The 15,199-nt window shown below is 43.9% G+C and carries 14 protein-coding genes; 13 read left to right on the top strand and 1 reads right to left on the bottom strand.

Going from position 1 to position 15,199, the window contains the following annotated elements:
* Positions 1-42: 42 nt before the first annotated feature.
* Positions 43-915 carry a helix-turn-helix domain-containing protein gene (locus ABLT31_RS30465; RefSeq protein ID WP_367758795.1) on the bottom strand — a complete coding sequence of 291 codons (873 nt, stop codon included), beginning with the start codon at positions 913-915 and terminating at the stop codon, positions 43-45.
* Positions 916-1,265: 350 nt separating this feature from the next.
* Between ABLT31_RS30465 and ABLT31_RS30460 the strand changes: the two genes are divergently transcribed.
* From ABLT31_RS30460 to ABLT31_RS30400, 13 genes are all read left to right on the top strand, one after another.
* Positions 1,266-2,579, top strand: a complete 1,314-nt coding sequence (locus ABLT31_RS30460) for an FAD-dependent oxidoreductase (protein ID WP_367758793.1) — start codon at positions 1,266-1,268, stop codon at positions 2,577-2,579.
* A gap of 13 nt (positions 2,580-2,592) precedes the next feature.
* A complete protein-coding gene (locus ABLT31_RS30455; protein WP_367758791.1) occupies positions 2,593-3,312 on the top strand; it encodes a FadR/GntR family transcriptional regulator in 720 nt (239 codons plus the stop codon).
* Position 3,313: 1 nt separating this feature from the next.
* Positions 3,314-5,047 carry a dihydroxy-acid dehydratase gene (ilvD, locus tag ABLT31_RS30450; RefSeq protein WP_367758789.1) on the top strand — a complete coding sequence of 578 codons (1,734 nt, stop codon included), beginning with the start codon at positions 3,314-3,316 and terminating at the stop codon, positions 5,045-5,047.
* Positions 5,048-5,067: 20 nt separating this feature from the next.
* Complete coding sequence (locus ABLT31_RS30445) at positions 5,068-6,111, top strand: C4-dicarboxylate TRAP transporter substrate-binding protein (protein ID WP_367758788.1); 1,044 nt, start codon at positions 5,068-5,070, stop codon at positions 6,109-6,111.
* Between the two features lie 19 nt (positions 6,112-6,130).
* A complete protein-coding gene (locus tag ABLT31_RS30440) occupies positions 6,131-6,631 on the top strand; it encodes a TRAP transporter small permease (RefSeq protein ID WP_367758786.1) in 501 nt (166 codons plus the stop codon).
* A gap of 95 nt (positions 6,632-6,726) precedes the next feature.
* Positions 6,727-8,004, top strand: coding sequence for a TRAP transporter large permease (locus tag ABLT31_RS30435; protein ID WP_367758783.1), 1,278 nt, complete (start codon positions 6,727-6,729; stop codon positions 8,002-8,004).
* 48 nt (positions 8,005-8,052) lie between these two features.
* Complete coding sequence (locus ABLT31_RS30430; RefSeq protein ID WP_367758781.1) at positions 8,053-8,826, top strand: SDR family NAD(P)-dependent oxidoreductase; 774 nt, start codon at positions 8,053-8,055, stop codon at positions 8,824-8,826.
* Between the two features lie 41 nt (positions 8,827-8,867).
* Entirely contained in the window at positions 8,868-9,560 is a 693-nt protein-coding gene (locus tag ABLT31_RS30425) for an SDR family oxidoreductase (RefSeq protein WP_367758780.1), read from the top strand.
* Between the two features lie 15 nt (positions 9,561-9,575).
* Positions 9,576-10,484 (top strand): NAD(P)-dependent oxidoreductase, encoded by a 909-nt coding sequence (locus tag ABLT31_RS30420; RefSeq protein WP_367758778.1) that lies wholly within the window; start codon positions 9,576-9,578, stop codon positions 10,482-10,484.
* A complete protein-coding gene (locus tag ABLT31_RS30415; protein WP_367758776.1) occupies positions 10,478-11,242 on the top strand; it encodes an HpcH/HpaI aldolase family protein in 765 nt (254 codons plus the stop codon). Before ABLT31_RS30420 ends, ABLT31_RS30415 begins: the two co-directional genes overlap by 7 nt.
* A gap of 4 nt (positions 11,243-11,246) precedes the next feature.
* A complete protein-coding gene (locus ABLT31_RS30410; protein WP_367758775.1) occupies positions 11,247-12,389 on the top strand; it encodes a mandelate racemase/muconate lactonizing enzyme family protein in 1,143 nt (380 codons plus the stop codon).
* 15 nt (positions 12,390-12,404) lie between these two features.
* A complete protein-coding gene (locus ABLT31_RS30405; protein WP_367758773.1) occupies positions 12,405-12,839 on the top strand; it encodes an ureidoglycolate lyase in 435 nt (144 codons plus the stop codon).
* A gap of 225 nt (positions 12,840-13,064) precedes the next feature.
* Positions 13,065-14,240 carry a mandelate racemase/muconate lactonizing enzyme family protein gene (locus ABLT31_RS30400; RefSeq protein ID WP_367758771.1) on the top strand — a complete coding sequence of 392 codons (1,176 nt, stop codon included), beginning with the start codon at positions 13,065-13,067 and terminating at the stop codon, positions 14,238-14,240.
* Positions 14,241-15,199: the final 959 nt, after the last annotated feature.

Genomic DNA, 15,199 nt, shown 5'->3' with positions numbered 1-15,199 from the left:
TTAGCTTGTATTCCAGTAGAGCCATTTTTCGTATAATATGCCTCATTTTCGTTTCTTGAGCTGTAATCGATATTGATAGGGAGAAGAACCCATATGCTTTTTAAAGAGTTGACAGAAATATGAGGTGTTAATCAGACCGATTTCTTCCGAAATCTGCGAGATCGGTTTTTCAGAGGTTGCTAATAGCAAACAGGCTTGCTGAATTCTTCGTACGCTTAAGTAATCAGATACCGTACTTCCCGTGGCTTCTTTGAATAAGTGAGAAATATGGTAAGGAGATAGATGGAGATCCTTGGCGATGTTCTCCAGACGAAATTCCTTGGTATAGTTTTGGTCAATCCATTGCATAATCTGCTCTGCACGATGCGTTTTCCGCAGCTGAGTCGTTGGTCGTTGACTGTTATGGTTTACTACGTTTTGAAGACACCTTAAATAACCGATAATGAACAGCGCATGTTCTTCTATAGAAATAAGGTTTTGGCTATAGTCCTGTATTCTGTGCTCATACTTCCAAAGGCTATTAATCTCCTGTTCATCAATGGCAAGCGTTTTGAAAGGGATTTCATTATTAAGGATGTCTTGAAGAAAAAGATGCAAAGACGGAAATCTTTCCAAATAATTCTCGAAGATGCTAGGTTCAAAAAGCAGGATCGATCGTATAAAGGGATGTTCTTCAGTGATGTTTACTGATAATTGATGAAGCTTATAAGGCTGAAAAATGTACAATGTTCCGGGATTCATTTCATAGGTTTCTTGTTCAATAACAACAGTACCTGATCCATTATGAACGTAGGTTAATTCCAATCCTTGATGAAAGTGGAAAATCCCTTTGAAGCTGTCCGTTTCCGTAGAAGTTCTTCGATAGGCGAAATAGACAGGGTTTAGGTTTAGTCGAAAGTTATCAAGTAAACTCATCCCGTGGCCTCCATTCTATTCCTAATTTTTTTAATAGTATATCATACCATTTTGTTTTGGGCTAAATTTTTTACCGCAATCTAGCGATATTTCTCAGCAAGAATCGGAGATTATTTAGACATTTTATTTGTTAATATTGATCTATCGAAAGCGATATCACAAAAAATCATGTTCTGTAGTCCAGATTAGAGGATTTGGAGGAGGTAGAGTACTCGCTTCAGTTTTTTAAAACTGAATATTGTGACTAATAAAATATTTAGGGTTGATTGGTAGGACCACAGCACCCGTACCAGATAATTGGTCAGACCCTAGTCCTTAAACCAGAATTATTGGAAGGAGGCAGAAAGTACTTGGAGAGATATAAAGAAGGGCTGCGAGAAATACCGGTTATGGAAGAGATGGATGTAGTCGTAATAGGAGGCGGACCATCCGGTGTGGCTGCGGCTGTAACCGCGGCAGAACAAGGGATGAAAACACTCATTGTGGAACGTTATGGTTTTTTTGGCGGGATGACGGTGGCTGGGCTGTCTGGATCGATCGGGGGACTATACAGTTCTTCAGTGAAACAAGAGTTGAAACAAATTGTATATGGGTTTGCTGGACGATTTGCCGAAGCGTTGAAAGAAAAACAGGGTCTTGCTGAACCCTTTCAATTTGGACATACCGCGTTAAGTGTACATGACCCGCTGTCCTGGAAAGAAGTGGCCGATTCCTTCGTAATGAATGCGGGGGTGCATGTCTTGTTCCATACCGCATTCTCAGATGTCATCATGGAGGAAAACAAGCTAACCGGAATTATTTTTGAAAATAAAGATGGGCGATCCGCTATCCGAGGCAAAGTATTTATCGATGCGACGGGAGATGGGGATGTGGCTGTCAAAGCCGGTGCACCATATATTTTCGGCAGAGAGGGCTCCATACAATCCCCCACAATGATTTTTCGTATGAACAATGTGGATTGGGAAAAGGTATCGCCACTACACCAAAAGGAATTGGAAAAAAGGATAGACCTAGCAGTACAAACGGGACATTATCATTTGCCGCGTCGGCATATTTTCCTTTTTCCATCCCCTAGAAAAAATGAAGCCTTGATTAATGCGACACGCATTTCCAAGAAAAATGGCGGGACCGTAAACGGAACAGTAACTGAAGATTTAACCTGGAGCGAACTGGAGGGCAGACGTCAAATTCGAGAATACGAAAGATTTCTCCAAGATTATGTTCCTGGATTTGAAAACGCTTATATCATGGAAAGTGCAACCCAAATCGGAATTCGTCAAACTCGTACCATTTTAGGAGAATATACCCTAACCAATGAGGATGTGATTCAAGCCCGCAAATTTGAAAACGCTATTACTAGAAGTGCCTGGCCTATTGAAGTACATGGGGAACAAGTGCAGATTGTGCATTTGGATGACGATTATTATGAAATTCCATTTGAAGTGATGCTACCTCAGAAGATTGAGCAGATCATGACGGTGGGAAGATGCATTTCAGCGGAACACGAAGCACTGGCCTCGGCAAGAGTGACGGCCCAATGCTTTGAACAGGGATTTGCAGCCGGCATGGCGGCATACCTAAGTATTGAACAGGGAATTTCGCCGAAGCAGATCGATGTACAGCAAGTGAGATCGCTGATGATAGCTCATGGCGCTGTTTTATAAGGATCGATGGTTCATGGATAAGATAATGAAAAATAAATTTAACATTGTCCCCATTAAACGGGTGGATGTTTATCAAACCGTGATTAGTCGAATTCGTTCCATGATAAATGACCATCAGTTGTCACATGGAGAAAGACTTCCATCGGAAAGAGATATGGCAGAACTGCTCAATGTAAGCCGATCCTCCATAAGACAGGCCTTGAAAGCAATGGAAGCGATGGGAGAAGTGGAAATTCGAATAGGAAGTGGAACGTATGTCAGCGAGCAACGAAATCACGTTGAACCTGTTGATTTCTTGTTGAATGGTAGAGAAGTGGACTTACAGTTCCTCCAAAACTTAGCTGAAGCTAGAGCTGCAATAGAGTGCAAGATTGTCGAATTAGCAGCAGATAAGGGAAAGAATGGAGATTGGGATACTATTCGTGAATTGCTGGAGTCTCAAGGAGAACAGGAAGATGATGAAGAAATCGGCAGCTTGGACCTTCGTTTTGAAAAACAATTGGCTAATGTTGCGAATAATCCGGTGTTGGCCCTATTGCAAAGGTGGGTTCACCATGCGTGGTTAACAGCTTGGGGGAGACTTGGGATTGCACCGGATGATAAACGCAGCCTTAGTGATGAGCACTTCGATATCCTGAGGGCTATAGCAGAAGGAGATATTGAAAAAGCCATCAATTCTATGAAAAATCATGTGGATCGTACAATAATAGAAGATATAGGAGAGGAAGAATAGTATGTACAGAAGCAACTTTGAAAAAGGAACAACAAGATGGGCTGTCCGCAGAAGTCAGTGGCGCAGCATGGGAATAAAAGAAGAGGATTTTGACAAACCGAAAATCGCCGTCATCAACACATCTTCTACCCTATCAAGCTGTTATATTCATTTGGATGATGTGTCGAAAGCTGTACAACAAGCAATCAGAGAAGCTGGGGGCCTTCCTTTTGAAGTGCGGACGGTTGCGCCGAGTGACTTTGTCACAAGTGCGGGCAGAAAAGCTAGATATCTGATGCCAACGCGGGATTTGATCGTCAATGAAGTCGAGGTCATGGTGGAAGGGGCTGTCTTGGACGGCATGATCTGCTTATCCTCATGCGATAAGACAACCCCGGCTCACCTTATGGCTGCTGCGAGATTAAATGTACCTACGATTCTCTTAACCTGCGGTTACCAAATCGGTGGGATGTGTGATAAATTAGGCCAATTCGTAGATATTGACGATGTCTATGAGTCTATCGGAGCAGTGGAATGCGGCCATATGTCTCTCGACGATTTAACGGAAATGACAGAATCGGCGATCCAGACCCCTGGTGTTTGCGCGGGGCTTGGAACGGCCAACTCTATGCATATCATCGCCGAAGCGATAGGGATGTCCTTACCCGGCAATTCCCCGGTTCTAGCCAACAGCCGTAGATTATATGAATATGCTCAGAAAGCGGGAGAAAGAATTGTGGGCCTAGTGAATGAAAACGTATGCCCGCGGGACATCATCACCAAAGAGGCCGTTGAGAACGCAATTATGGTCACCTTGGCTGTAGGTGGTTCTGTGAATACGGTTCGGCATTTATCGGCGGTAGCAACCGAAGCGGAGTTAGATATTGATGTGGTTGCCTTATATGAGAAATGGTCTGATCGAATCCGTCTGCTTACGGCGGTAAGACCGAACGGCCCGTACCGCACAGAAGATTTGGAAGTGGCCGGTGGAACGAAGGCCGTTATGAAACGACTGGAATCTCACTTGCACCTAGATATCCTTACGGCTTCGGGGAAGACCGTACGGGAAAATATTACGGATGCCGTAATCAAAAAGGAAGAAGTCATTCGGACATTGGAAAATCCGCAAAGTCAAAAGCCTGGAATTGCTATTCTGCGCGGAAATCTGGCTCCCGATGGATCAATCGTTAAATTATCGGCTGTACCGGATGAGATCCATAGTTTTACTGGACCGGCAAATATCTTTGATGGCGAGGACGAAGCCATTGAAGCGCTGGGGAATGGAAGAATTCAAAGAGGGGATGTGGTGGTCCTTCGCGGTATGGGTCCTATGGGGGGACCGGGAACGGTTTTTGCTGCCAGCTTTGTGGCTGCGTTAAATGGCGCGGGGATCGCTCCTTTTGTGGCTGTGATCACGGACGGTGAGCTATCCGGCTTAAACAGAGGGATTATCGTCGGCCAATTAATGCCGGAAGCGGCGGCAGGCGGGCCGTTAGCTGTGATTAAACAAGGAGAGTTGGTAAACATTGATCTGGTGAATCGTAAGATTTCTCTTAGCATCACAGAGGAGGAACTGCAAAGCCGCCTGGAGCGTTGGACTCCTCTGCAGCGGGAATTAAAGCCAAGTTGGCTTTCCCAATATGCTCAATTAGTGCAGCCGATCGCCCAGGGAGCGGTTTTAGGGAAAAGAAAACTTTCGGAAAAGAAAGTCCAAGGATTTGAGAAAAAAGAAGCGGATTTGACAAAGTCTAAATAGCAGAAAAATGGGGGATCTATATGAGAAAAATGACAAAGACCATGAAAAAATTAGGGATGACTACACTGGCACTATGTTTAAGCGCTTCCCTGGCTGCGTGTTCCAGTGATTCTAGTTCTACAAACTCTAGCGCTGCTAGTGGAAGTAAGGAAGAAACCTATCTCATCAAGGTAGGCTACACGCAAAATGAAAACGATCCCCTAACGAAGGGCCTCTATAAATTAAGTGAAAATGTAAAGCAGCGGACGAATGGGAAATTAGTGGTTGAAGTATATCCGAATTCCCAATTAGGAGATACCCCGGATGTATTGGAGCAGGCCAAAGCAGGGGCCAATGTGGGATTACTGGTCGATGCAGGACGCTTAGCTGACTATGTGCCGGAAATTGGAGTGATTGATGCCCCATATCTGTATGAAACTTATGAAGAAGGGAAAAAGCTGGTGACCTCCGACCTGTTTAATGGCTGGACTCAACAAGTGGCTGACAAAGCAGGGATCAAGGTAGCCTCCTTTAACTGGTACCAAGGGGCACGCCATATGCTAACCAATAAACCGATAGAAAAACCTGAAGATTTACAAGGTTTGAAGATCAGAACGACTGGCTCAAAGGTATGGCAAGCAACCGTAGAAGCTATGGGGGCTAAGCCAACGTCTATGGCGTGGGCGGAGATTTATTCTGGCTTGCAGCAAAAGGTGATCGATGGCGCTGAAGCGCAAAACGCGGGTACGTACGGTTCCAAACTTTATGAAACGGTCGATTATCTGACCAAAACGGGACATTTTCAGTTAATGACGGGACTAGTTGTCGGAAATGATTGGTTTAATAGTTTGCCAGAGGATTATCAAAAGATTTTCCTGGAAGAATCGTTGAATGCAGGAGACTATGCTTCGGAGATGATTATTAGTGATTCCTCCGAATTGGAAGAAAAAATGAAAGCGGAAGGCCTGACGATTAATGAAGTGGATTTAGCCCCTTTCATGCAGGCAACGGACAAGGTCTACGACGATTTTCCTGGATTCAGGGAACTTCAAAAGGAAATTCGTGGGATCATCGGCAAGAATTAATCAAGGAGATGGTGATCAAATGAATAATTTCTTCTCTCGAATAATTCAATTCGAAAAATGGGTCACAGAGTTCCTGCTTGTCGGGATAGTACTGCTCGTATTTTTTGCCGCTGTACTACGCTCACTCGGAATTCCTATTAGCTGGTCAGTTGATATGGCAACGTTGCTTTTTCCATGGTTTGTTTTTCTGGCGGCGAACCAGGCGCTGCGAAACGGTTCTCATATCGGAGTAGATGTGTTGACTAGATATTTCCCTAAGAAATGGCAACGAGGTCTAGAGATGTTTCACTATATGTTAATGGGTGCTTTCCTCATCGTGCTAGCCATCTATGGAATCAAATTGAGCATCGAAAATTGGGACCGCATGATTAATTCACTATCGGTTAGTTATTCCTTTGTTACCCTTAGTTTAGCCATTGGCAGCTTAACCATGTTTGCAACGGTTGTAGGAAAATTGAAAGAGTGTCTATTAAATCATGAGAAAGCTAGTGAATATGTGCAAGATCAATATGTTTCATAGAATATGTCATATATAGTTCATGTACTGAGTGCGATCTATATAAAGGTCGTACTTAGTACTTGATACGAACTTAACGATGATTGGAGAGATATAAGATGGCTTTAGTTGCAATTTCGTTTTCTTTCCTCTTACTGCTTAATATGCCACTTGCCTTTGCCATCGGGATAGCTAGTCTATTGTATTTCGTGACTGAGCCAAGTCTGCCATTGACCATTGTTGTACAAAGAATGGTGACAATTACTCAATCCTATCCTATGTTGGCTATTCCTTTTTTTGTTATTGCCGGTGTGTTGATGAATGCTTCTGGCATTACCAAGCGGTTAGTTTCATTTGCCAACGTATTAACCGGTCATTTGGCAGGTGGACTGGCTCAAGTGAGTATCGTTTTGAGTGCCCTAATGGGGGGCATTTCAGGATCAGCCATTGCGGATGCCTCGATGCAGGCTCGTATTTTGGGCCCTACGATGATCAACAAGGGCTATTCGAAAGGCTATGCATCGAGTGTTATTGCTATTAGCTCTCTTATTACGGCTACTATACCACCTAGCGTGGGACTTATCGTATATGGATTTGTCGGTGAAGTATCGATTGGAAAATTATTTGCTGCCGGTATCATACCCGGTATATTAATGACTTTGTTTCTCATGGTTCCTGCTTATGTGGTGGCGAAAAAACGCGGTTACGGCGTGGAACGTAAAAAATTTGCCACTTTTGATGAATTGAAGAAATGCTTTAAGGAAAGCATTTGGGCTTTACTGTTCCCTGTCTTTCTGATTCTTGGAATAAGATTTGGGATATTTACGCCAACAGAAGCTGGAGCGTTTGCCATTGTGTATGCCTTTATCATTGGTAAATTTGTTTACCGTGAATTAGATGGGAAAAGTTTTAAAGAAGTTCTGCACCATAGTGTCATCGATAATGGCGTTATTCTGTTGATCATCTCGGGAGCTGCCATATTTGGGTATGCATCCGCCTATAATGGACTTCCGAAGACAATGGCGGAGTTTATCGGCGGCATTACAACCAATCCTTATCTATTGCTTTTCATCATATTGGGCTTTTTATTTATCGCAGGTATGGTTATGGAAAGTACGGTTTTAACGCTTTTGTTCACTCCTATTTTTCTGCCGGTCATCCAATCCGCAGGAATCGATCCCGTCCATTTCGGCATTCTCATGATGACCATTGTAACACTCGGATGCATGACGCCACCGGTAGGGGTCGCCATGTTTGCCGTTTGTTCCATCTTGGATTGCCCGACGGATAAATATGTGATTGAAAGCTTGCCGTTTTTTGCAGCCGTATTGGGCTTGGTTGTGGTTTTGGCTCTCTTTCCACAGCTCGTCATGTTTTTACCGAATCTACTGTTTTAATTGCATTTCAATTAAGTAATCAAAAACCTAGGAGTTGGTGAGCGACACATGAGATTAAAAGGAAAAGTTGCATTCATTACAGGTTCAGGCCAGTTCAAAGGAATCGGCCGGGGAATAGCCCAATGTCTGGCCGAGGATGGAGCAGATCTTGTGATTCATTATCGATCGAAAGAGGAAGAAGCCCATGCTGTAGCGGAGGAGCTCCGCTCGATAGGAAACAGGGTGTTGCTTCTTCAAGGGGATTTGTCGGAAGCGGAAGAGATTCAACCGATGTTTGATCAGATCAAAAGAGAATTTGGGAAACTCGATATTATGGTGAACAATGCAGGAACTTGCGTTTGGGAGCCTGTCCTGGAAATTTCCCAAGACGGCTTTAACCAGATTATGAATGTTAACCTCCGCGCTACCTTTTTTTGTTCCCATTATGCGGCCAAAATGATGGTGGATCAGGGGGTGAAAGGGAGAATTATTAATATTTCCTCCCTCAATGCCAAACGCCCATCGCTTACGATGGGAATCTATTCTGCTTCAAAGGCTGGAATGGACCATATGACCCAATCGGCAGCACTCGAACTAGCTCCGTACGGCATTACGGTTAATCAAGTGATGCCAGGATGGGTTGATACGAATATTAACTCATCCAAACCGGAACAGCAAACGGAAGAAGGGAAGAAAGCTTTGATGGAAACCATTCCTTTGGGACAGGCAGCCACCCCTTGGGATGTAGGAAAAGGTGTTGCTTATTTGGCAGGGGAAGAAGGTCAAGCCATTACGGGTGCTTTTATCAAAGTAGATGGCGGTGCTTTCATTAAGTCTCTGTAATAAGGAATAAAATCTAGCGAGGAAAAGAGGAGTGTACCACGATGAAAAATGTATTAATAGCAAACGCCCTCCGATATCCCGCCCTAAGTGCAGAAATTCGGCATGCCTTTGAGCAAAGCGGATACGGAGTGACTTTAAGCAATGCGGTGACAGAAGCAGAGATCAACCAAGTCGTCGCCGATGCGGAAAAGGAACAAGAAGGAATTTATGCGTTAATTTATATTCCTCAAACCGTCTTTAACGCATCGATTCTAGACTGCAAGTCTGCAGAACGGATATTTGATGAGATGCGCCAGGAATTGCAAGGCGGTGCCTTTTGGCTGAAAGCAGTTGGAAATAGCATGGTGAAAAACGGTATCGAAGGGAGAATCGTCATTCTGTCTCATGTTACGTCCAATGTGCCTACACAAAAGTTTTCCTATTGCTCCACCGGCCAAGCAGCACTGAATAATCTAGGCCGTGTCGCTGCAGTTGAACTGGCGGAATATGGCATTCGCACCAATCTTCTAGTAATGGGATGGACGGATACCGAAAATCAAAATCATTTTGTGGGCCAACTCAGGGCACTCCATCAACACGATAAGGCACCACTTCTGCCGACAATAAGCAATGATGAGATTGCAAAGATGTGTTTCACTCTGTGCGACCCGAGAATGTCTGCGGTGAATGGGGCTATGATTACCTTGGATGGTGGTTTTTCGGTCACAAGACATATAAGAAAATTAGAGGCATAACCGAGGAGGAAGGAAATGAAACCAGTATTAGGATTTATCGGGTTAGGAATTATGGGGAAGCCCATGGTCAAAAATTTACTGTCAAGTGAATATTCTGTGCATGTGTATAATCGTAGCCATGGTTCTGTCCTGGAAATGGAACAGGAAGGGGCGATTCCTGCTTCTTCACCTGCCGAGGTTGCGGAGCGGGCGGATATCATTTTTACCATGGTATCGAATACCCCAGATGTTCTAGAGGTAATTCTCGGGGAGCATGGCGTTATTCGTTCCTTGAAGCAGGGAAAAGTGGTCATTGACATGAGTACGATATCAGCCCAGGCTACACGCGAGTTGGCCGAGCAGATCCGCGTAACAGGTTCCTTTATGCTTGATGCTCCTGTTAGTGGAGGAGAGAATGGGGCGATCCAAGGAACGCTATCCATTATGGTTGGAGGGCAAAGGGAAGTTTTTGAAAAATGTCTGCCAATCTTTCAAGTCTTAGGCAAGAACATCGTTCATGTGGGACCGTCTTCATCAGGTCAGGTCGTTAAATCCTGCAACCAGGTCCTAGCTGCAGCGACATTGGCCGCCATGGGAGAAGCGCTGGTGATGGGAACCAAAGCAGGAGTGGATCCAGAAAAAATCGTCCAGGTGTTGAGTGGCGGTGCGGCCAGGTGCTGGGCACTAGAAGTGAGGGCGCCTCATGTTCTGGAAAGAGATTTCAATCCGGGCTTCAAAAGCAAACTGCAGTATAAGGACTTGGGCCTGGCTTTGGAATTGAGCAAGGGCATTGATTCCCCCATGCCGATTACAGGAATCGTCCATGAGTTGTATAAGGGCAGCATGGCCATGGGGTTAGGCGAAGAGGACCACTCTGTCGTCGTTCGCGTTTTGGAACAATTAGCAGGAGTGGAAGTGCAGAAAGGTGAGGCGGTAAAATGCTAACTAAGAGTTGGAAGCAGGAGTTAAAAGAAAGGCCGTTGTTTGGGTGCTTTGTCACCTTCGGCTCCCCTGGCTTGACCGAATTTACCGCACGGATGGGGTTCGATTTTATTCTCATCGATAATGAGCATGGATCGATGAATCAAGAGACCATCGAAAATATGATTCGCGCTTCTCAATGCGCAGGTGTTCCAGCGATCGTACGAGTTCCCCAAAACCGCCCAGAATATATTCAAAAAAGCTTAGATAACGGGGCGAATGGCATTCAAGTTCCGTTGACTTCCAATGCAGAAGAAGTGACGAAAGTGGTTCAGGCCGCCCATTATCCTCCTTATGGGGAGCGGGGGGTAGCTTATCAGACCCGTGCAGCCCACTTTGGATTGTATCCGAATCGTGGGGCGTATCTAACCGATGCCGATGAAGAAAAATTGGTGTGTGTTCATATTGAAACGAGGGAAGCAGTCGAGAAATTGGATGAAATCCTAAACATAGAGGGAGTTGATGTGTTCTTTGTCGGACCGGGAGATTTGTCCGCGGCAATGGGATATGCGAAAAATCCGAATGACCCTGAATTTATCAGTATTGTAGAAGAATGTATCCGCAAGATTACGTGTAAAGGAAAGATAGCGGGGACCTATGTGGGAAATGTCGAACAAGCACAAAAATACGTCGAGTTAGGCTGCCGCTATATCGTTACAATTCTCACTCCTTATATGGCGCAAGGTGCTCAACAATTTTTGCGTTCAGTCAAAAGAGTGTAAAGCGATGAAGATTGTGGATTATCAATCGGGACTTTACCGTGTCCCTCTCACTGAAAATTGGGGATCTTCCAACTACGCGTTCTCATCCCTGGAGTTTGTGATCGTATGGCTAAAGACCGATACCGGCTTAACCGGAACAGGCTGGACTTTTAGCGTTGGGGTGGGGGGAAGTGCCCTGAAGAATCTGATTGACCACTACTTGGTTCAAAAAGTTCTAGGTGAAGATCCTTTCCAATACGAACGACTTTGGAACAAAATGTGGCTGGAAAGCCATGATATCGGTTCAACGGGAGTCACCACGCATGCCATTGCTGCCCTCGATATTGCGATCTGGGATATCTTAGGCCAGTCCTTAAAACAGCCTCTTTACCGCTTATTTGGCGGTTATCGAGAATCACTGTCCGGATACGGAAGCGGGGTGAATCTTCACTTGAACAAGGATGAGCTGTTAGGGCAAATGGAATCCTTTATGTCCCAAGGATATAGATCGATCAAAATGAAAATTGGGAAAGAAGATCCCTATGAAGATCTGGATCGCCTGTTAGCCGTCAGGGAGCTGGTAGGTCGGACCGTCAACATTATGGTGGATGCCAACCAGAAATGGTATCCGGCTGACGCGATTCGAAGAATGGATATTTTAAAGCCTGCCGATTTGTATTGGTTTGAGGAACCGGTATTGAGCGATGATATCAAGGGACATACTTACGTTCGTCAAAAGTGCCAAACGCCAATTGCGATCGGGGAAAGCCTTTATACGAAATATCACTTCGCCCAGTTCATCAATCAAGGAGCCTGTGATTTCGTACAGCCTGACATTTATCGAGTGGGCGGAATCACCGAGTTCATGAAAATCGTAAAATTAGCGGAAGGAAACAACGTTCCGGTTGCCCCTCATTTCGGTATGGAGTTGATCGCTCATCTGGGCTGTGCTTCTCCTAACATCTTATTCTTTGAAGGATTGCGGGGAGCGGGATTATCGGAGATGGGCATTATCGAGAATCCGGTTCAAGTTTTGAATGGCGAGATCAAGCCGAGTTCTCATCCTGGCCATGGCATCCGATTCGACGAAGGTATGCTCAAAAAATATGAGCAGCATGAGCAGGATCTTCGTAACCAAAATATTCGGACAAGAATCGATATTACGTAAGATGAGGAGAAGAATATGATAATTTCATTACAAAATTTAACGCCAGAGAAATTTAAAAAGTATGGTGAAATTATTGCGCCTAACCCTGTGAGAGGGGAACGATTTCAAGTTATCATCGATGAACCATGGGCGGACGGTTGGAGAATCGCTGTTTCACAAGTCAATAGAGACAGCATTACCAAATTAGGGCTCCATCCGAATACACGCGAAACCTTTGAGCCTTTAACTGGCATTAGTGTGATCGTCGTAGCCTCGTGCGAATCACCGGAGGAAATCGAAGCCTTCCTGCTGGATCAGCCGGTTTGCTTATACAAAAATGTATGGCACGCGACTGTCTCCTTATCTGAGATATCGTATTTAAAAATAGTGGAAAATTCCCATGTTGAACAAGAAGTGTATACACTAGAAAGCGCCTTGGATATAAGAATTACGAGTGGAATCTACCAATAGGATAAGGATTAATGGGTGAAGGTAGACTTTACTGGAGTGTACCTTCATCAGTTTAAACACTCCATAGACTCTCTTTTTAGATGAAGGAAGTGTTTGGAGTATTTAAACTCCGAATATGTTAACAGGCATCACCCATAACTCCTATGGGGAGGAAGAAATTCCTCCTCTTTTTTAAATGAGAAAAGTAAATGACTAATAATTATGTACCTAAGGGGATATGCGCATATGAAAATTACCGATATTACCGTTATCAAACTATTATATCCAGTGGAGCCTCCCATGGCCGACGCCATTCACTTCGCGTCAGCGAGAAGCTTACTGCTTGTTCAAGTGCACACTGATACAGGATTGGTGGGAATCGGAGAAGCAGCAATTCCAGGTGGTCCTCTGGAAGTGGCCGAGTCCGTTATCCTCCACGAGCTTCGTCCTCGATTGATTGGAGAGGATCCCTTTAAAGTGGAATATTTGTGGAGGAAGATGGCCATTCCGTCTCACCAGCATGGCCGGGGCGGCGTACTTTACATGGCTATGGGAGGCATTGATGTGGCTTTGTACGATATTATCGGACAAGCGACCAAGACCCCACTTTATAAACTGCTGGGGGGATATCGGGATGAAGTGCTGGCTTACGCAAGTGCCGGTTTTTACCGTGAGAACAAAAGTGCCCAGGATCTGGCGGAAGAGTGTGGTAATTATGTGGAAGAAGGCTTTACACACATAAAGATCAAAGTGGGACGCAGCAAAGAATCGATGTGGAGCCCTCTGCATGATATGCCGAGTTCTGATTATGCTACAGTATCGTTGGAGGAGGATATCGAACGTGTTCGCCTTGTCCGAGAAGCCATTGGTCGTAAAACTAAACTTTCCATTGATGCCAATAATGCTTGGACGCCATCCATGGCCATTCAGATGGGGAAGGAATTGCAGAAATACAATCTTGCATGGATAGAAGAACCAGTGGACACTGATGATATTGAAGGAAGTGCTCATGTTGCCCGGGTCCTCGACGTTCCCATTTGCGGATATGAAACATGCACCTCTCTTCCGCAGTATCGCGAACTCATTGTTCGAAGAGCGGTGGATATCATCTCGCCCTCTATCATTTGGTGTGGAGGAATTACGGAAACGCGGAAAATTGCCGCATTAGCCCAAGCCTATCATTTGCCGGTGGCTTCCCATGGTTTCGGTTCAGGGCCTACGGTCATTGCAAACCTGCATTTTATGGCTGCCATCCCCAATGGAGGATTATTAGAGTTTGACAGAAATCAAAATGACCTGAGAACATACTTATTTAATGAAGAAATTGAAATTGATCAACGGGGATATGTGAAAGTTCCTGAACGTCCGGGATTGGGGGTCACATTAAACACGAAAATTATTGATAAGTATCGAGTGGAGTGAGAAAAAAATTTCTTATTCTTATTTTCTAAAATTTCCACAACTCAGGAAACATTTGCTGGAGCGGGAATTGAAATTAGGGAGTTTTATTTTTGGAAAATTATCAAATTTGCAGATTTCAACCAATTTATGGCCGAAGGATATCAGAAAATCCCGGAGGCAGAAATGACTGGAATTTGACCTGTTTCCATTATATTTTGGTGGTCTACACGAGGGATTTGGCATCAACGGAATTATAGGGCTTGATATCTTGTTAAGAGGAAAATTTGTCATTGATTTAGAAGAAATGAGGGTGCATCCTAAATAGGTTACCCTCATTTCTCATATTTCAAACATATTATGAATAGAGAGAGGACTTAAATATTATTATATAGTCATCCAATTGATAATATCGCTTGGCTAACATATTCTAATCTATTTATGGAGGAAAGGAATCAAAGGTGAGTGATATTTTTCTTATCCATTCTTCTTCTTTTTAATTACGCAAAATACGTGTTTGGCGAAATTAATATATATTGATGAGGGAACTAGTGTTTGGTATAATGAAAACATGGTGGAAATATATCTCATGAGGTGTTGGATATGGATTTCAATTCATTAAAACATCAGATGAAGTCAGAACTGGATCATTTTATTGAAGAACGTCAATTTAATGATCGATCAAAATTCGAGATTATGTATTGTTCACATTGCGGAAATCAAGTTAATAACCAACTTAATGTTCATTGGTACACGATTATGAATCCAGACTTAGATAGTTATTTACAAAAGTTTTGTTCTCAGGAATGCTCTATGAAAAAATATATTTTGGACCGCACAAACCATAAATTATTTGATTAGGACAAGCTCTGATTTTATAAAGAAATGATTCATTCATGTTCTAATTCGCACCTAGTTTACATAAATAATATTATGTTAACTAATTACGTCAAAACCGCATTTTGTGTAATTTAAACCGGAGG

Source organism: Ammoniphilus soli (assembly GCF_040813775.1).
The sequence above is the reverse complement of the archived record's forward strand: the minus strand, read 5'-3'. Positions and strand labels throughout refer to the sequence as shown.